19 protein-coding genes and 2 riboswitches are annotated in these 17356 nt (G+C 61.6%); of the genes, 7 read left to right on the forward strand and 12 right to left on the reverse strand.

From position 1 onward, the window contains the following. Positions 1 to 7 precede the first annotated feature (7 nt). The 6 genes from dxs to LRK71_RS05300 form a co-directional block, all read right to left on the reverse strand. On the reverse strand, positions 8 to 1936 hold the full coding sequence (gene dxs / locus LRK71_RS05275; protein WP_232401603.1) for a 1-deoxy-D-xylulose-5-phosphate synthase: 1929 nt from the start codon (positions 1934 to 1936) through the stop codon (positions 8 to 10). 42 nt (positions 1937 to 1978) lie between these two features. Next, entirely contained in the window at positions 1979 to 2860 is an 882-nt protein-coding gene (locus LRK71_RS05280; protein ID WP_232401605.1) for a polyprenyl synthetase family protein, read from the reverse strand. Between the two features lie 4 nt (positions 2861 to 2864). After that, positions 2865 to 3110 (reverse strand): exodeoxyribonuclease VII small subunit, encoded by a 246-nt coding sequence (locus tag LRK71_RS05285; RefSeq protein ID WP_232401607.1) that lies wholly within the window; start codon positions 3108 to 3110, stop codon positions 2865 to 2867. Beyond that, complete coding sequence (locus tag LRK71_RS05290; protein ID WP_232401609.1) at positions 3107 to 4033, reverse strand: histone deacetylase family protein; 927 nt, start codon at positions 4031 to 4033, stop codon at positions 3107 to 3109. The genes LRK71_RS05285 and LRK71_RS05290 overlap by 4 nt, the downstream gene beginning before the upstream one ends. A gap of 130 nt (positions 4034 to 4163) precedes the next feature. Then, the gene (locus tag LRK71_RS05295; protein ID WP_232401611.1) at positions 4164 to 4865 is read right to left on the reverse strand and encodes a response regulator; all 702 of its coding nucleotides are present in this window, start codon (positions 4863 to 4865) and stop codon (positions 4164 to 4166) included. Further along, positions 4862 to 5398, reverse strand: coding sequence for a MarR family winged helix-turn-helix transcriptional regulator (locus LRK71_RS05300; RefSeq protein ID WP_232401612.1), 537 nt, complete (start codon positions 5396 to 5398; stop codon positions 4862 to 4864). The genes LRK71_RS05295 and LRK71_RS05300 overlap by 4 nt, the downstream gene beginning before the upstream one ends. A gap of 172 nt (positions 5399 to 5570) precedes the next feature. Between LRK71_RS05300 and LRK71_RS05305 the strand changes: the two genes are divergently transcribed. Then, positions 5571 to 6437, forward strand: coding sequence for a branched-chain amino acid aminotransferase (locus tag LRK71_RS05305; protein ID WP_232401613.1), 867 nt, complete (start codon positions 5571 to 5573; stop codon positions 6435 to 6437). 114 nt (positions 6438 to 6551) lie between these two features. On the opposite strand, the gene LRK71_RS05310 is transcribed toward LRK71_RS05305, so the two are convergent. Further along, positions 6552 to 6980 carry an organic hydroperoxide resistance protein gene (locus LRK71_RS05310; protein WP_232401614.1) on the reverse strand — a complete coding sequence of 143 codons (429 nt, stop codon included), beginning with the start codon at positions 6978 to 6980 and terminating at the stop codon, positions 6552 to 6554. 123 nt (positions 6981 to 7103) lie between these two features. Here LRK71_RS05310 and LRK71_RS05315 point away from each other — a divergent pair, with 123 nt between their 5' ends. Beyond that, positions 7104 to 7541, forward strand: a complete 438-nt coding sequence (locus LRK71_RS05315) for a MarR family winged helix-turn-helix transcriptional regulator (RefSeq protein ID WP_232401615.1) — start codon at positions 7104 to 7106, stop codon at positions 7539 to 7541. A gap of 65 nt (positions 7542 to 7606) precedes the next feature. Here LRK71_RS05315 and LRK71_RS05320 read toward each other — a convergent pair whose 3' ends face one another. From LRK71_RS05320 to aroC, 4 genes are all read right to left on the reverse strand, one after another. Continuing rightward, positions 7607 to 8548, reverse strand: a complete 942-nt coding sequence (locus tag LRK71_RS05320; RefSeq protein ID WP_232401616.1) for a DMT family transporter — start codon at positions 8546 to 8548, stop codon at positions 7607 to 7609. Positions 8549 to 8673: 125 nt separating this feature from the next. Beyond that, complete coding sequence (locus tag LRK71_RS05325) at positions 8674 to 9618, reverse strand: AEC family transporter (RefSeq protein WP_232401617.1); 945 nt, start codon at positions 9616 to 9618, stop codon at positions 8674 to 8676. A gap of 1 nt (position 9619) precedes the next feature. Continuing rightward, on the reverse strand, positions 9620 to 10333 hold the full coding sequence (locus LRK71_RS05330) for an HD domain-containing protein (RefSeq protein WP_232401618.1): 714 nt from the start codon (positions 10331 to 10333) through the stop codon (positions 9620 to 9622). Further along, a complete protein-coding gene (aroC, locus tag LRK71_RS05335) occupies positions 10330 to 11436 on the reverse strand; it encodes a chorismate synthase (protein WP_232401619.1) in 1107 nt (368 codons plus the stop codon). The genes LRK71_RS05330 and aroC overlap by 4 nt, the downstream gene beginning before the upstream one ends. Positions 11437 to 11697: 261 nt before the next feature. Then, a riboswitch (TPP riboswitch) is annotated at positions 11698 to 11793 on the forward strand. Positions 11794 to 11825: 32 nt separating this feature from the next. Here aroC and thiB point away from each other — a divergent pair. Genes thiB through LRK71_RS05350 form a run of 3 tightly spaced genes read left to right on the forward strand, consistent with a single transcriptional unit; the run spans position 11826 to position 15014 of the window. Then, a complete protein-coding gene (gene thiB, locus LRK71_RS05340; RefSeq protein ID WP_232401621.1) occupies positions 11826 to 12803 on the forward strand; it encodes a thiamine ABC transporter substrate binding subunit in 978 nt (325 codons plus the stop codon). Beyond that, the gene (locus LRK71_RS05345) at positions 12779 to 14335 is read left to right on the forward strand and encodes a thiamine/thiamine pyrophosphate ABC transporter permease ThiP (protein WP_232401623.1); all 1557 of its coding nucleotides are present in this window, start codon (positions 12779 to 12781) and stop codon (positions 14333 to 14335) included. The genes thiB and LRK71_RS05345 overlap by 25 nt, the downstream gene beginning before the upstream one ends. Next, positions 14322 to 15014 (forward strand): thiamine ABC transporter ATP-binding protein, encoded by a 693-nt coding sequence (locus tag LRK71_RS05350; protein WP_232401625.1) that lies wholly within the window; start codon positions 14322 to 14324, stop codon positions 15012 to 15014. The genes LRK71_RS05345 and LRK71_RS05350 overlap by 14 nt, the downstream gene beginning before the upstream one ends. A 59-nt stretch (positions 15015 to 15073) precedes the next feature. On the opposite strand, the gene LRK71_RS05355 is transcribed toward LRK71_RS05350, so the two are convergent. Further along, positions 15074 to 15541 (reverse strand): 6,7-dimethyl-8-ribityllumazine synthase, encoded by a 468-nt coding sequence (locus LRK71_RS05355; RefSeq protein ID WP_232401627.1) that lies wholly within the window; start codon positions 15539 to 15541, stop codon positions 15074 to 15076. A gap of 88 nt (positions 15542 to 15629) precedes the next feature. Continuing rightward, positions 15630 to 15838, reverse strand: a riboswitch (FMN riboswitch). Between the two features lie 147 nt (positions 15839 to 15985). On the opposite strand from LRK71_RS05355, the gene LRK71_RS05360 reads away from it, so the two are divergent. Then, the gene (locus LRK71_RS05360; RefSeq protein ID WP_232401629.1) at positions 15986 to 16588 is read left to right on the forward strand and encodes a glutathione S-transferase; all 603 of its coding nucleotides are present in this window, start codon (positions 15986 to 15988) and stop codon (positions 16586 to 16588) included. 206 nt (positions 16589 to 16794) lie between these two features. Continuing rightward, entirely contained in the window at positions 16795 to 17355 is a 561-nt protein-coding gene (petA, locus tag LRK71_RS05365; RefSeq protein WP_232401631.1) for a ubiquinol-cytochrome c reductase iron-sulfur subunit, read from the forward strand. Position 17356 lies beyond the last annotated feature (1 nt).

Genomic DNA, 17356 nt, shown 5'->3' on the forward strand with positions numbered 1-17356 from the left:
AAGAGCCCTAAGCCCGCTTTTCCCCAATCTGCGCCACCCCCAGCACCTCTAGCACCTTGGCTTCGATCTGGGGGGCGTTCATGGCGGCGGTTTCGTACATATCGGCGGGGCTGGCCTGGTCGATGAAGGTGTCGGGCAGCACCATGGAACGGTATTTCAGGCCTGCGTCAAACACGCCCTCATCCGCCAAGAGCTGCGCGACATGAGAGCCAAAGCCGCCCACGGCGCCTTCCTCGATGGTGATCAGCGCCTCGTGGTTCTCTGCCAGGTCTAGGATCATCTCGCGGTCCAGCGGTTTGGCAAAGCGGGCATCCGCGATGGTCGGCGTGATGCCCTTGGCTGCCAGCGCCTCGGCGGCCTTGCGGACTTCGCCCAGACGGGTGCCAAAGGAGAGCAGCGCCACGCGCTTGCCTTCCTGGATCATGCGTCCCTTGCCGATGTCCAGCACCTGTGGCACTTCGGGCAGATCGACGCCTACGCCTTCGCCACGGGGATAGCGGAAGGCGATGGGCCCCTCGTCATGGGCGGCGGCGGTATGGACCATATGCACCAGCTCGGCCTCATCGGCGGCGGCCATCACCACCATACCGGGCAGGTTGGACATAAATCCGATGTCGAAAGATCCCGCATGGGTGGCACCATCCGCCCCCACCAGCCCGGCGCGGTCGATGGCAAAACGGACCGGCAGGCGCTGGATGGCGACGTCATGCACCACCTGATCATAGCCGCGCTGCAGAAATGTCGAATACATGGCACAGAAGGGTTTCATCCCGCCAGCGGCCAGCGCGGCGGCAAAGGTGACGCCGTGTTGTTCGGCAATGCCCACATCAAAACAACGCGAGGGATAGCGTTCCGCCATCAGGGCCAGCCCGGTGCCATCGGGCATGGCGGCAGTGACGGCGCAGATCTTGTCGTCCTTGGCTGCCAGCTTGACCAGCTCATCGCCAAAGACCCCGGTGTAGGACGGCGCGTTGGAGGGCGCTTTTTTCTGCTCTCCGGTGACCATATTAAATTTGGCAGTGGCATGGCCCTTGTCGCGGGCGACCTCGGCGGGGCCATAGCCCTTGCCCTTTTTTGTCAGCACATGGATCAGGATCGGCCCGCGCGCGCGGGCCTTGACGGTGCGCAGGACCGGCAACAACTGGTCCATGTCATGGCCATCAATCGGGCCGATGTAGGAAAAACCCAAGGATTCGAACATGGTGCCGCCAACGGCCATGCCCTTGAGCATGTCTTTGGCCCGTTTGGCCCCCTCGCGGAAGGGTTCGGGTAGCAGCGAGGCAGCGCCCTTGGCCACGGCTTTCAGCTCTTGAAACGGTTCTTCGGCATAGAGCCGCGACAGATAGGACGACAGCGCGCCCACCGGGGGGGCGATGCTCATCTCGTTGTCGTTGAGAATGACAAACAGGCGTTTGTTTAGGTGGCCGGCGTTGTTCATCGCCTCAAAGGCCATGCCGGCCGACATGGCCCCATCGCCGATCACCGCAACAGCATCGCCCAGACCTTCGGGCACCACACCGCCCAGATCGCGGGCAACTGAAAAGCCAAGCGCGGCGCTGATCGAGGTTGAACTATGGGCGGCGCCAAAAGGGTCGTAGGGGCTCTCGCTGCGTTTGGTAAAGCCCGACAGCCCGCCCTTGGTGCGCAGGGTGCGAATACGGTCGCGACGCTCGGTCAGGATCTTATGCGGGTAGGACTGGTGGCTGACATCCCAGATCAACTTATCGCGCGGGGTGTCAAAAATGGCATGCAGCGCCACGGTCAGTTCCACCACGCCCAGACCGGCGCCCAGATGCCCGCCAGTGGTCGAAACCGCCGAGATGGTCTCTTGCCGCAGCTCATGCGCCAACTGCACCAGTTGGGCATCACTCAGCCCTTTCATATCCGCAGGGCGCGAAATCTGGTCCAGAAGCGGGGTAGAGGGCCGGTCAGACATGATGTTTCCTTGTGGCGGTCAGGGGCGGGGCGGGCCCCGGTGTCAGCTGTCTCGCGCAATAACGAAACGAGCGGCTTGCTTCAAGGTTTCTCCGGTTGCGCCATAGGGCGCTAGCGCCGCGCAGGCCTCATCAGCCAGGTCCCGTGCGCGCTGTTTTGCGGGCTCCAGCCCCAGCAGCGACACAAATGTCGCCTTGCCTGCCTTGGCATCCTTGCGCACGGCTTTGCCGACCTTCGCGGCGTCGCCTTCTACATCCAAGATGTCATCTGCGATCTGAAAGGCAAGCCCAAGTGCGGTTGCGTAGTGTCGCAGGGGGGTGCAGTCTGCCCCGGCCAGCACCGCCCCGGCGGTGGCGGCCCATTGGATCAGACAGCCGGTTTTGCGCGCTTGCAACCGGGTGATTTCGTCCAGCGTCAGCGGTTTCGTGGCGGTTTCGGCGGCGATATCCAGCATCTGCCCCGAGACCATGCCACCCTTGCCGGCGGATTGTGCCAGCCCCCGGATCAGCGCCAGCGCATGGGGCCCCAGATCGGGCGTGGCCAACAGTTCAAAGGCCAGGCTTTGCAGACTGTCGCCAGCCAGTACCGCCATGGCCTCGTCCCATTTGCGGTGCAGGGTGGGCTGGCCGCGCCGCAGATCGTCGTCATCCATGCAGGGCAGATCGTCATGCACCAGCGAATAGGCATGCAGGCATTCGATCGCCAGAGCCGCATCCAGCGCGGCCTTTGGGTCTACACCGTGCAGCCGGGCGCTTTCCAGTACCAGAAACCCGCGCAACATCTTGCCGCCGCGCACTGCGTAGCGCATGGCCTGATGCAGCGGGTCTTCTCCGGCAAGGCGCAGGGTCAGGTGTTGTGAAATCTGCCCCTGCGCCTGCTGCATTGCGGCGGCAAACCCAAGGCCCGGTGCATCAACTGTGGTCATGGTGTCAGCCTGCGTCCAGGGGCTGCGTGGCGGTGGGCGTGCCACTGGCATCTAGGGTCAGCGCCGCGACCTTTTCTTCGGCGCGCTTCAGTTCGTCCTCGCAGCGCTTTTTCAGCTGTGCACCGCGTTCATACAGCGCAATAGAGGCATCCAGCGCCACATCGCCGCGCTCCAGCTGGCCAACCACGGTTTCCAGCTCATGCATGGCCTGCTCAAAGCTCATCTCGTTCACGGGGGTGTCGGTGGTCATGGTGCTGCCTTTATCAATTCTTCCACATGTGCGCGGGTGGCCTGCGCAAGGGCGTTCAGATCATATCCGCCCTCCAGAGTCGAGACGATACGGCCCGCACAGAGCGCCGTTGCCAGGGAGCAGAGCTCTGCCGTGAGCCAGGCAAAATCCTCGGTGCTCCAGTTGAGGTTTGCCAGGGGATCGTCGCGATGCGCGTCAAACCCGGCCGAGATGATGATCAGCTCTGGGTTAAAGGCGCGCAGACGTGGGAAAGCCTGTTCCTCGTAGGCGCTTCGCATGGCTGCGCCATCTGAATCCGGGGGCAAGGGCATGTTGAGGATCTGCCCATGCACGCCATCTTCCTCAACGCGGCCGGTTCCGGGCCATAGGGGCATCTGCTGGCTGCTGATCACCAGCGCGCGTGGCTCATCCCACAGCAGATCCTGGGTGCCGTTGCCATGGTGGACGTCAAAATCCACCACCGCGACGCGTTTCAGCCCGTGATGATCCAGTGCGTGTTTGGCTGCCAGCGCCGCATTGCCAAACAGGCAAAACCCCATGGCGGTCTCGCTCTCGGTGTGATGGCCGGGCGGGCGAATGGCGGCAAAGGCGTTGTCTACCTCGCCGCCCAGCACCATATCCACTGCGCGCACCACGGCCCCCGCCGCCCGAAAGGCCGCATCCAGAGAGCCTGGCGACAGGAATGTATCGCCATCGATCTTCGCAAAGCCTGCTTGCGGCAGGGCGTTGCGCAGGGCGCGCAGGTGGTCGATGGGGTGAATGCGCAGAATGTCGTCCTCGGCGGCCAGCGGCGCACCTACCCGTCTAAGCGCGAGCGGCTCCAGCGCGTGCAGCACATGTTTAAGGCGCGCCACCTGTTCCGGGTGGCCTGTCGGTGTTTCGTGTCGCAGGCAATCCGCATGGGTGATAAGAGCTGTTGTCATATGGCATGTCCCAGGGTTTGGCATAAAGCAGGGTCTTGGCCAAAGCTTAAGATCCATTGGCGCCAACCCACAAGCGGCAACCTGCCCTGATACGCAACTGTTCCCCATCAGACATGGTGCGGACGTGCAATCAATCGGGGGCTAGCATATAGCCCGCGCCCCGTACGGTTTGCAGGTACTGGGGCTGTTTTGGGTTGGGTTCGATCTTGCGCCGCAGCCGGGTGATCTGCACATCCACCGCGCGTTCCTGCGCCTGGCCCCGGTCCCGGCCCAGATCCTCTACCAGCTTGGTGCGGCTTACTGGCTCTCCGGGGCAGGTTGAAAAGATCTTCATCAGCTGGCTTTCGGTCCCGGTCAGCCGTACCAGATCATTGCCCTGCCACATCTCTCCACGCTCAACATCATAGCGGATTTCACCCAGGTGCAGCACCTTCGGGGCGTTATCCTGGGCCGAGGTATTGGGCACCCGACGCAGGATGGCATTGACCCGTAGCAAGAGCTCTTTGGGTTCAAAGGGTTTGGGCAAGTAGTCATCCGCCCCGGCTTCAAACCCTGTGATGCGGTCGTCAGTTTCGCCCTTGGCGGTCAAGAGCAGGATCGGGGTGGTCATGGTTTCGCGCAGCGATCTGGTCAGCGATATTCCATCTTCGCCCGGCATCATCACATCCATGATGATCAGGTCGAAATCCAGCCCGGCCAGGACCCGCCGGGCATGGGCTGCATCGCGCGCTGCCGAGACCAGAAAACCGGCGCGCATCAGGAATTTCTTCAGCAATCCGCGAATGCGCTCGTCATCATCAACAATCAGAAGGTGGGACTCAAATGTGCTCATGCGCCGGTTTCCCGCAGGTTGACATAGGCGCGGCGCATATCGGCATCCATCATCGCCTCCAGCACTTTTTTGAACCCCTGCACCGCCTCGGGGCCGGCATCCTTGTAGGCGGCGCGCATGCGGGCGCGCTGGGCATCCGACAGCTTGGCCTCCAGCTGCTGGCCCGCCTCGGTCAGATGCAGGTGCCGCTCGCGCTTGTCTGTCACGCCAACCCGGCTCTCGACCAGCCCGTCGCTGATCAGGGTGCGCAAGACCCGGTTCAGCGATTGCTTGGTCACACCCAGGAGGGTCAGCATATTGTTCACCGTGGTGCCGGGGGCGCGGTTGATAAAGTGAATGGCGCGGTGATGCGCCCGCCCATAAGAGATCTCTGCCAGAATGCGGTCAGGATCGGCGGTGAACCCCCGATAGGCAAAGAACATCGCTTCGATCCCCTGGCGCAGTTGCTCATCGGTGAGAAATAGCAGGTTTTCACCGCCAAACCCCTGGCTAGACCGCCCCATCGACCGCCCGTCTGTGCTGCCTTTTGCCATGGTGCTGCCCCTTCTGCTTGTCTTCGGTGTCTATTGCCCAGTTTATGTCAGCGATATTGACATTCCAAGGGCGAAGATGTATCGAATCGCAGCTTTGGCGCAATATTATGTCCGTTTCGGTCATTTGCGACGCAACTTTTGGAATTAATGACTGCTTTGAGGAGGCTGTGGCATGGCTGGATATGATGATCGTGACGGTGTGATCTGGATGGATGGAGAGCTGATCGAGTGGCGGGATGCCAAGGTGCATGTCCTAACCCATGCGATGCACTATGCCTCTTCCGTCTTTGAGGGCGAGCGCGCCTATAACGGCAAGATCTTCAAAAGCCGCGAACATTCCGAACGCCTGATCGCCAGCGCTCAAGCCCTGGATATGCCAATGCCCTATTCGGTGGATGACATCGAGGCCGCCAAGGCCGAGACCCTGAAAGCCTCCGGGCTGGAAGATGCCTATGTGCGGGCCCTGGTCTGGCGTGGCTCTGGCGAAGACATGGGCGTCGCTTCGGCGCAAAACCCGGTGCGTATGGCCATCGCGGTCTGGGGCTGGGGCGCCTATTACGGTGAGGCTAAAATGCAGGGCGCCAAGCTCGATATTGCAGAATACAAACGGCCCAGCCCAGAGACCATCCCGGTGCATGCCAAGGCGGCTGGCCTCTACATGATCTGCACCATCTCCAAGCACAAGGCCGAGGCCAAGGGCTGTTCGGATGCATTGTTCATGGATTATCGGGGCTATGTGGCCGAAGCCACCGGTGCCAACATCTTCTTTGTCAAAGATGGCGAGGTCCATACGCCGCTGGCCGATTGCTTCCTCAACGGGATCACCCGCCAGACAGTCATCGCCATGCTGAAAGACAAGGGTATCACCGTCCACGAACGCCACATCCTGCCCGAGGAAATGGCGGGGTTTGAACAATGCTGGCTGACCGGCACCGCCGCCGAGGTCACCCCAGTTGGCGAAATTGGCCCCTACAGGTTCGAAGTTGGTCAAATGACCCGAGATATCGCAACAGAATACGAAACCCTGGTGCGTAGCTAGTCTTCGATACAGGCCTCAAAATACCGAAGATACGCCCAAAGTCGGGCGCATCTTCATCTTGCTGAAAATACCTCGGAGCGCGAGGCAGAGCCTCGCATTCAAGACTTGCCCCGGTCAGACCACCTGTGTGGTGACCTCGACATTGCCACGTATGGCCTTGGAATAGGGGCAGATCTTGTGGCCTGCCTCGGTCACCCGCTTCGCGTCTGCCGTGTCCAGGCCAGGCAGTGTCACCGCCAAGTCAACGGTCAGACCAAACCCACCTTCCGCATGCGGCCCGATGCCGACGCTGGCCTGCACCGATACATCTGTCGGCACCTTGGCCAGGCTGGCATCTTGGGTGGTCGCAAATTGCATGGCGCCAATGAAACAGGCGGCATAGCCTGCGGCAAACAGCTGCTCTGGGTTGCTGCCTTTGCCATCCCCGCCTAGGGCGTTCGGCGCTGCCAGAACCAGATCAAGACCAGAGTCCTCGACTGTTGCGCGACCGTTGCGGCCGCCGGTTGCCTGGGCCTGGGCGGTGTAGATTGGGGATATGGTCATCTGGGTGTCCTCGCCTTTTGATGTTTGAGTCGCTAGTGAATAAATCGTGCACGATACAACTAGGCCACCAGTCTCATCCTTGCAAGGGGTTGTGATTCAATCGCGTGCGATTTAATTAGCGCCATGATTGACCGTCCCCTTTCCCTTGATGATCTGCTCTGCTTTGCGCTCTATTCTGCCAATAACGCGATGGGGCGCCTGTACCGGCCGCTGCTGGCGCGCCATGGGCTGACCTATCCGCAATATCTGGTCCTGGTCGCGCTCTGGCAACGTGATGGTCAAAAGGTGACTGACCTTGGGGTGGCGCTGAATCTGGAATCCAACACGCTCACCCCCTTGCTGAAACGGATGGAGCAGGCCGGGTTGGTCCAGCGCCAGCGCAGCCAAGAAGATGAGCGCAGCGTGATTGTCACCCTGGCCGCCAAGGGACGCGGGCTGGAAAAAGCAGCGGCAGAGATTTCACGTTGCATTCTGGAGGCGGCGGGGGAGGACGTGGCAGAGCTGATCCGCCTGCGCGATCGTATCCAGACCCTGACGGCGCGGTTGCAGACGGCGCAGTAGCCTTCCCGCCGCCGCCCTCCCCCGGGGGCAGTCGGCGCTTACACAGTCCGTCTTGCGACCCCGCGTTACCCTCCTTTGGGATCCGTCAGGGATTTTGCCTTGCCGCGCACCAGGCCAAGGCGGCTTTCGCGCCAGATCACCAGGATATTACCGCAAATCACCAGCGTCGCACCGGCCAGCATCACCATGGTCGGCAGCTCTTCGAACCAGAGATAGCCGATGATGATGGCAAAGAGCATCGAGACATAGTCATAGGGCGCCAGCATGGAGGCCGGGGCAAAGCGATAAGACGAGGTAATCAGGATCTGCGCCACCCCACCCAGCAGCCCGGCACCAATCAGCAGCGCCAGGGTTGTCGGGTCGGGAATGACCCAGCCAAAAGGCAACGTCAAAAGCGACAGAATCGAAGCCGTAACAGAAAAGTAGAAGACAATTGCAGCCGTATGTTCGGTCATCACCATGCGGCGAATATGGATCTGCACAAAGCCACGCGCGAATGTTGCAGCAAGAATCAGCACAACCCCCAGCGTGGCTGTGTCGGACATATCTGCGCTGCCGGACAGGCGCGGGTAGATCATGATCAAGACCCCCAGCAGCCCAATGCCCACGGCGCTGATCCGCACCAGACGGATTCGCTCGCCCAGGAAAACCGCTGCCAGAATCAGAGTGAAAATCGGCGTGGCATAGCCAATCGCGGTGACCTCGGGAAGGGGAAGCATGCCCAGCCCCATAAAGGTCATTGCCATGGCAGAGGTCCCCACCAGGCCGCGCCAGACATGGCCCATCGGCTTTAGTGTGCGCAGGCCATGGCGCAGATCGCCGCGCATCGCCAGCCAGATAACAATCACCGGGATGGCAAAGAAAGAGCGAAAGAACACGGCCTCTCCGGCCGGAACCACTTCTGAAACCGCCTTGATCAGGGCCGACAGGCCGGTGAACATGCCAATGGCTGCGACCTTCAGGCTGATGGCCATCATGGGTCGATGCGATGTTAAGGAGTTTGCCATGGCGGCAGACTGCGCTTCTGCGACAGAAAGATCAATGGGCTGAATGTGGCCATTTTTATCGCCTCTTGCCGGGGCATCGGGCAGGGCGTTTGAAGTTCTTTTTTTTGGGGGGGGGGAGCGTGGCTCTAGACTAAAATCCAAAGTAGCAGCGTCAGGGTGACAAAGGCACCGCTGGTCGCTGTGAGCATCGCCAGACTGGCCGCCCCCTCCAGCCCCTGACGCTGGGCCAGCACCGTGTAGATGCCAAACATCGGCATCGCGGCTGACAGGATAACGGCGCTATGCAGGGCGGGTGACAGGGTGACAATCCCGGTTGTCATCAAGACCGCCGCCACCAGCGCCGTGAGCGCCGGATGCAGCAGTAGCTTGCTGGCACTGATCTGTGCCGCCAGCGCCCGATTGCCATGCAGCGGTAGCCCCACCAGCGATCCGCCGATGACCAGCAGCGCCAGCGCTCCGGCGGTCGCCGCCAGCATCTCGACAAATTTCAGCAATGGGCCGGGTAGCGGCACCCCGCTGAGCGAAACCAAAAGCCCCAGCGCCAGGCCGATGATCATCGGCATCTTTGCCAGGTCGCCCAGAATGCGCCCCAGTCGTGGCAGCAGTCGTTGGCCAGGGGGGGCATCGGCCAGTTCAACCAGCAGCAGGCAGATCGGGATTAACACCAGGTTCTCGACCGTCAGGTTCAGCGCCAGCACCAGCCCCGCCTGATCGGGAAAGGCCAGCAGCATGATCGGATAGCCGATAAAGCCATTGTTGGGGCAGGTTGACCCCATCACCCCCAGGGCACGCCGCTTGGGATCGGTGCCGCGCAGGGTCAACAACAGGTAGGACAGCGTAATGGTGATCAGCCCGCCAAGGGTATAGATTGCGGCATACCCGGGTTGGAACACTTCGGCAGGGCTGCGCGAGGCAAGGGCGGAAAAAATCATCGCGGGCAGCGCGATATTCAGCACATAGCGCCCAAAGCTGCGCATATCCGCCGCGTTGAACCAGCCTTTCCAGACCACCCCATAACCCAGTGCCAAAGCCGCATAGATGGGAAAAGTGATGGCGAGGATGGCGGTCATGTCAGCGCCGTCCCTTAGGCTTTGGCGCGAGTGGCTGATCCAGCTGCCTGGCCCAGTGTTCGGGCAACTCGGTGTCCATTTCCTTGGCCAGTTGCCGCAGATAGGCCAGCATCAGCCGGGCCCGTTTGCGGGCAATCTTACGGCCCTTGTCGGTGGCCATATCGCCGGGCAGTTTCAGCAGCTTCAGATGCCAGTGATCAATCGACCAGAGCTGATCATCCAGCGGCCGGTTGGCAGCGAAGGGATCGTTCGGGTCACAAAGAGCGCGATCAATCGCCCCCGCCACCATGAAGGTGCGGGCGATCCCCACCGCCCCCAGCGCATCCAGCCGATCGGCGTCGCGCAGGATTTCGGCCTCAAAGCTTTCGGGGGCAATCCCGGCAGAGAAACTATGTGCGGCGATCACATGCTGGGCGGCGCTGACCTCGTCTGGGTCATAGCCCAGCCCGGCCAGCAGCGGCGCGGCCTTTTGGGCCGAGAGAGTCGAGGCAAGATGGCGATCCGGGTGGTCTTTGGACAGGTTCACCAGATCATGCAGATAGGCCCCGGCCAGCAGCACCCGAAGATTGACCCGGCCTGGCGTCCTAGCGTTTTCATCGCGGGCGATGCGCTGGGCATTGGCCCAGACCCGGTCCAGATGCGCGATGTCATGCGCCGGATCCTGTGCCATCTGCACTTCGGTAATCCGGCGCAGCTGCGCCTGCAGCGCCTTCATGCGCCGATGGTGCCCTGATTGGTGCCGATCTGGCCGCGATGCAGCAGCAGATGATCCAGAATTACGCAGGCCATCATCGCTTCGGCCACCGGCACGGCACGGATGCCGACGCAGGGGTCATGGCGGCCCTTGGTGATCACTTCGGCGGCGCTGCCATCCTTACGGATCGACTGGCGTGGGGTCAGGATAGAGGAGGTTGGTTTCACTGCAAAGCGCACCACAACATCCTGTCCGGTTGAAATACCGCCCAGGATGCCGCCGGCGTGATTGGAGGAATAGACCGGCTGGCCATCATTGCCCATGAAGATCTCATCTGCGTTTTGCGACCCCTTGAGGCGCGCCGCGTTCATGCCTTCGCCAATTTCAACTGCCTTGACCGCATTGATCGACATCATCGCGGCGGCCAAATCGGTATCCAGTTTGCTATATACGGGCGCACCAATGCCCGCAGGCACACCGCGTGCCACGACTTCAACCACGGCGCCGACGGAATCATGCGCCTTGCGCAGGCCCAGCAGGTAGTTTTCCCAGTCCTGAACCGCAGCGGCGTCAGGGATCCAGAAATCATTCTGGCCGATTGCGTCCCAGTCGAAACGGGTTCGGTCGATCTCCATCTCGCCCATCTGTGTCATGTAGCCGGTGATCTGCATCCCCGGCACCAGCGCCTGGATCGCAGCGCGGGCCACCCCGCCGGCCGCGACACGGGCCGCGGTTTCGCGGGCGGAAGAGCGTCCACCGCCGCGATAGTCACGATTGCCGTATTTCTGGAAATAGGTGATATCCGCGTGACCGGGGCGGAAGGTCTGGGCGATATCGCCATAATCCTTGGACCGCTGGTCGGTGTTTTCGATCATCAGCTGGATCGGCGTGCCGGTGGATTTTCCTTCGAACACACCCGACAGGATCTTGACCGCATCCGGTTCATTGCGCTGGGTGGTGTGTTTGTTCTGGCCGGGGCGGCGGCGGTCCAGCCAGTGCTGCAATATCGCAGGGTCCAGCGGCACATTCGGCGGGCAGCCGTCCACGGTGGCACCCAGCGCAGGCCCGTGGCTCTCGCCCCAGGTGGTGACACGGAAAAGATGGCCAAAGCTGTTCATCGACATTGGGAGATCTCCTTTGCGAGACGTGCTTAGCGAGGCGGCGGCGATGGCTCAAGGGCTATTGCGTGGTGATGTGTTTGGCGGACGGTTGCAAAAGCTGCGCGCGGCGAGGGGGTGCTGGGGCGCTGCCCCCGCCGCTTGCGGCGGCTCCCCCGGTATATTTTGCGCCAAATGAAGCTGGGGTGCGGCTGTCGGGATCATAGGCAGGCGGCGCAGGCAGGATCCTGGTTGGGCTTGCCTTTAGGGGTCTTGGCACCTAGGAAACAGGGTACCTCGGGGTGCGTGAGAGATCACGCTGAGAGCACACCCGTAGAACCTGAACCGGCTAGAACCGGCGGAGGGAAGGTTTTGGAGTTATTCCACCCTTGCCCGATGCCGCAAAGGAGGATGCCATGAAGTATTCCGTTTTTGCAGCGGCACTCTTGAGCGCGACGGCGGCCTATGCCGATACGCCAGAGCTGACTGTCTATACCTACGATAGTTTTGTTTCCGACTGGGGCCCTGGTCCGCTGGTGGAAAAAGCCTTTGAGGCGCAGTGCGGCTGCGATCTGAAGTTGGTGGGGGCAGGCGATGGCGCGGCCTTGCTGGCCCGGATCAAGCTGGAAGGAGCGCGATCGGATGCGGATGTGGTCTTGGGGCTGGATACCAATCTGACCGCAGCGGCCAAGGACACCGGCCTGTTTGCCGAACATGGTGTCAGCGCTGAATATGACCTGCCGGTTGCCTGGGATGATGCGATCTTTGCGCCCTATGACTGGGGCTATTTTGCCTTTGTTCACAATGTCGATGCCACGGCGCCAACCAATTTCAAGGCGCTGGGTGCCAGCGATATGAAGATTGTCATTCAGGATCCGCGCTCTTCGACCCCTGGCCTGGGGCTCTTGATGTGGGTGAAGGCCGCTTATGGTGATGAAGCACCAGTGATCTGGGCGGATCTCGCGGACAATGTGGTCACCGTGACCAAGGGCTGGTCCGAGGCCTATGGTCTGTTCCTGGATGGGGAGGCTGATATGGTCCTGTCCTATACCACTTCGCCCGCCTATCATCTGATCGCTGAGGAAGATGCCTCAAAAGCGGCGGCTGCCTTTGATGAGGGGCATTATATGCAGGTGGAAGTCGCCGGTATTCTTGCCGGGAGCGATCAGCCGGAGCTGGCGCGTGACTTCATGCAGTTCATGGTGCGTGAAGAGTTCCAGTCGGTCATCCCAACCACCAACTGGATGTATCCTTCGGTGACACCGGCTGGCGGCCTGCCAGCTGGGTTTGAGACCCTGATCACCCCGGCCAAGTCTTTGCTGTTGTCGGCAGAGGATGCTGCAGCCCTGCGTGATGGTGCATTGGACGAATGGCTCGACGCGCTGAGCCAATAGGCGCATTTCCGGGTATTGGCGCGGCCCTGTTGGTGGCCGCGCTGATCTTTGGAACGCTGGCGGCGGTGGCCCTACGGGCGGAGCCTGGTCGCGGCTTTGCTGCCAGTGATTGGGCGGCACTGCGCTTTACCCTGGTGCAGGCGCTGTTGTCGGCTGGCATTAGTGTGGGTCTTGCCACTGGTCTGGCGCGGGCGCTGGCGCGGCGGCGGTTTTGGGGCCGATCGGTGCTGATTGCCCTGCTGGGCGCGCCCTTTATCCTGCCGGTGATTGTGGCGATCCTGGGTCTGCTGGCGGTGTTTGGCCGGGCGGGCTGGGTCAGCCAGGTGATGATCTATTTTGGTGCGGAGCCCCTGCAGATCTACGGGCTGCACGGCGTGGTGCTGGCGCATGTGTTTTTTAACCTGCCATTGGCGACGCGGCTGATTTTGCAGGGTTGGCAGGAAATTCCGGCGGAGCGCTTTCGCCTGGCGGCCCAGTTGAACGCGGGGCCTGGGGCCATGTGGCAGCTTCTGGAGGCCCCGATGCTGCGGCGCGTGGTGCCGGGGGCGCTGGCGGTGGTCTTTGCCATTTGTCTGTCCAGTTTTGCCGTGGCGCTGACCCTTGGGGGCGGGCCGCGGGCCACCACGATCGAACTGGCGATTTATCAGGCTTTTCGCTTTGATTTTGACCTGGGCCGGGCGGCGCTCTTGTCGGTGTTGCAGCTGGGGCTGACGGGCTGTGCCGCCTATGTGGCGCTGCGGGTCTCTGCCGGGGAGGGCATGGGGGCCGGTCTGGACCGGGTGCTGCGGCGCTGGGATGGCGCGGGGGTCACGGCGCGCCTGCTGGATGCAGGATGGATCGCGCTGGCGGGGCTGTTCCTTGTTCTGCCGCTGGCGGCGGTTGTCCTGTCTGGTCTGCCGGGGCTTTTGCTTTTGCCAAGCGGAGTCTGGGCAGCGGCGCTGACCTCGGTGCTGGTGGCGGTGATCAGCACCCTGTTGTTGCTGGGATTGGCGCTGCCGATGGCGGCGGCTGTGGCGCTGGGGCGGTGGAAAGCGATTGAGGGCGCGGGTATTCTGGGGCTGGCGGCGTCGCCCCTGGTGATCGGGACCGGTTTGTTCATTGTGATCTATCCGATTGCAGACCCGTTCTTGCTGGCCTTGCCGGTGACGGCGCTGGTCAATGCGGTGATGGCGCTGCCCTTTGCGCTGCGCATTCTAGTACCGCGTGCGCGTGAGATCACGATGCGCTACGGCCGGTTGGCGCTTTCGCTTGATATGGCGGGCACGGCGTTTGTCTGGCGGGTGTTTTTGCCGCGGATGCGGGCGCAGATCGGCTTTGCTGCGGGGCTGGCTGCGGCGCTGTCGATGGGGGATCTGGGGGTGATCGCCCTTTTTGCTGACCCGGAGGTTGCGACCCTGCCGCTGCAGGTTTATCGCCTGATGGGGGCCTATCAGATGCAGGCCGCAGCGGGCGCGGCGTTGCTTTTGCTGCTGCTGTCGATGGGGGCATTCTGGTTATTGGATCGCGGAGGCCGCTGGCATGCTGAGGCTTGAGAATTGTGAGATCGCCAATGGTGTCTTTAAGGTCAGCGCAGATCTGCAGATCGCGGCTGGATCACGGGTGGCGGTGGTTGGCCCCTCGGGGGCGGGCAAGACAACCCTGATCGAAGCAATCGCGGGATTCTTGCCCCTGACACAGGGGCGTATTCTGTGGCAGGGGCAGGATCTGAGCGCAATGGATCCGGGCAAGCGTCCCGTGGCGATGCTGTTTCAGGATGGCAATCTGTTTCCGCATCTGACTGTGGCGCAGAACGCGGGGCTTGGGCTGCGACCCAATCTGCGCCTGACCCTGCCAGAGCAGACAAAGGTGCAACGCGCCCTGGATCGGGTTGGCCTGGCTGATCTGGCCGCGCGTAAACCCGCCGCGCTGTCGGGTGGGCAGCAAAGCCGGGTGGCGCTGGCGCGGGTCTTGTTGCAGCGGCGCGATCTGCTGCTGCTGGATGAACCCTTTGCCGCATTGGGGCCGGCGCTGAAGGCGGAAATGCTGGATCTGGTGGCGGAAATCGCCAGCGAAACCGGTGCCACGGTGCTGATGGTCAGCCATGACCCGCAGGATGCCCGCCGAATCGCTGATCAGGTGATCTTGGTGGCAGAGGGGCAGGCCCATGCGCCGCAGCCCACAGCTGCCCTGTTGGACAACCCGCCACCCGCCCTGAAGGCCTATCTGGGTTAATGTCCTGGGCTGAGAGGCCAGAAAAGGGCGCGCACCGGTTCTGGATGCGCGCCGCTGGATCAGGCGGCGACCTGACCGGTTTCGGCGACAGAAGCTGCCAGCGCCTGCTGCCGTGTCTTGGTGATCATCAGCGCGGCCTGGGCAGCTTCGCGACCCTTGTCGATGAAATGCGCGCGGTAGATGGCGCTATGGTGATCTGTTTCCTGGAAATGATGCGGTGTCAGCGAGACCGACAGAACCGGCACCCCACTGTCCATGCCGGCGCGCATCAGCCCGTCGACAACGGCCTGGGCGACAAAATCATGGCGGTAGATACCACCATCGACCACCAGTGCGGCGCAGGCCACAGCGGCGTATTTGCCTGTCTTGGCCAGCTCTTGCGCCATCAGAGGCATCTCAAACGCGCCGGGCACGTCAAAGACATCAACCTGTTCAGCTGGGATGAGTTGGGTGAAACCAGTCAGCGCCTGGTCTACGATATCGGCATGCCATTGCGCCTTGATAAAGGCATAGCGGGTGTGTGTCATGGGTCTCTCCTATAGGTTTTGACACGTCACCCAAGGCGATAACGAACAACACAAACCACATCTGGCGGCAGCCAAAGGCAGTTTCGTCGTACGTTCTCTTCCATCCGGACTATGACCGTCGGCTCTGGAATCTCACCAGATCTGCTAGACACTTCCTTGTTTGCTCCACAGCACAGTCCGAAAACCGGTTCCCACTTTTCGGGCTGTGGAGGCGTCAAACGCAAAAGCCGCTCGCGGGCTTACGGGGAAACCCCGCTTACCGCCGGTGGGGAATTTCACCCCGCCCTGAGAACAGCATGACCCTGCCAAGAAGTTGCGCGGCGCGCAAGACAGGAAGTGCAGATGTGACGCAGGGCTTTTGGGGAATTGGCAGGATCATGGTCTGTTGGGTTTTCCATTTGCCGCCAAGTGGCTAGGCTGCGACCAATCGACAAGGAGAGCGCGATGAAACTTCACTATGCCCCGACTTCCCCCTTTGTGCGCAAGGTTATGGTGCTATTGCACGAAACCGAAACGCTGGATCAGGTTACGCTTAACCAGGTGGTGACCTCGCCCTTTGCCCCCAGCGCTGATGTGCAGGCACAGAACCCACTGGCAAAAATCCCGGCGTTGGAGCGTGAAGACGGTGGGGTGCTTTTTGATAGCCGGGTGATTTGTGATTACCTGAATATGCGCGCTGGGGCGGATCTTTATAACAAGGGCTGGGACAGCAAAGTGCTAGAGGCCCTGGCCGATGGCCTGATGGATGCGGCTGTTCTTGCCGCTTATGAACTGCGCCTGCGCCCCGAAGATCAGCAGTCGCAGGATTGGATCAAGGCGCAGCACGGTAAGGTCCTGGCGGCCTGCACGGCGCTGAATGCGCAGTGGATGCCACATCTGGAGGGGATGCTGGATATCGGACAGATCGCGGTGGCCTGTGGTCTTGGCTATGTGGATTTCCGCCATCCAACACTTGATTGGCGGGCCGACAATCTAGCGCTGGCCGCTTGGTTCGAAGGCTTCGAATCGCGCGCCTCTATGCAGGCCACGCGGCCGCCAAAAGGTTAAAGCCATCTTTATTTCGCGACAGCTGGCGGCAGCTGGCTGTTGCTTTGAAAGCGCCGTTGCAAAGAAACTTGAAACTGTAGGGACCTGCGCGGCTTTGACCGCTGGACGAACGCCTTTCACCTGTTTATGACCCGCGATGATCACCGCGTTTTCGTGGTGCATGCGCATGTTTGCCCTAAACGGGCGCTGGAAATGGAGAAAACCTCGTGTCCCACGCAGAAGACAACGAAGGAACCCGGAGAGATTTCCTCTACTACGCCACTGCCGGCGCCGGGGCAGTGACCGCGGGTGCCGCCGTATGGCCCTTGGTCAACCAGATGAACCCCTCGGCTGACGTCAAGGCGCTGTCCTCGATCCTGGTGGATGTGAGTGGCGTAGAGGTTGGAACGCAGATCAGTGTGATGTTCTTGGGGAAACCCGTGTTCATCCGCCGTCGCTCTCAGGCAGAGATCGACGAAGCCCGCGCTGTCGATGTGTCCGTATTGATCGACGACTCGTCGGAGAACCCCAACAAGCCTGGCACCGATGCTGCGGATGAAAACCGCACCATGGATGAGAACGGCGAATGGCTGGTGATGATGGGTGTTTGTACCCACCTCGGCTGTGTGCCGCTGGGCGACGGTTCTGGCGATTTCAACGGTTGGTTCTGCCCCTGTCACGGGTCGCACTACGACACCGCTGGCCGGATCCGCAAAGGCCCCGCGCCCCAGAACCTGCACGTTCCCGTCGCAGAGTTCACCGACGCAACAACCATTAAGCTGGGATAAG

It is taken from the genome of Pseudophaeobacter flagellatus (genome assembly GCF_021228235.1).
GTDB lineage: Bacteria > Pseudomonadota > Alphaproteobacteria > Rhodobacterales > Rhodobacteraceae > Pseudophaeobacter > Pseudophaeobacter flagellatus.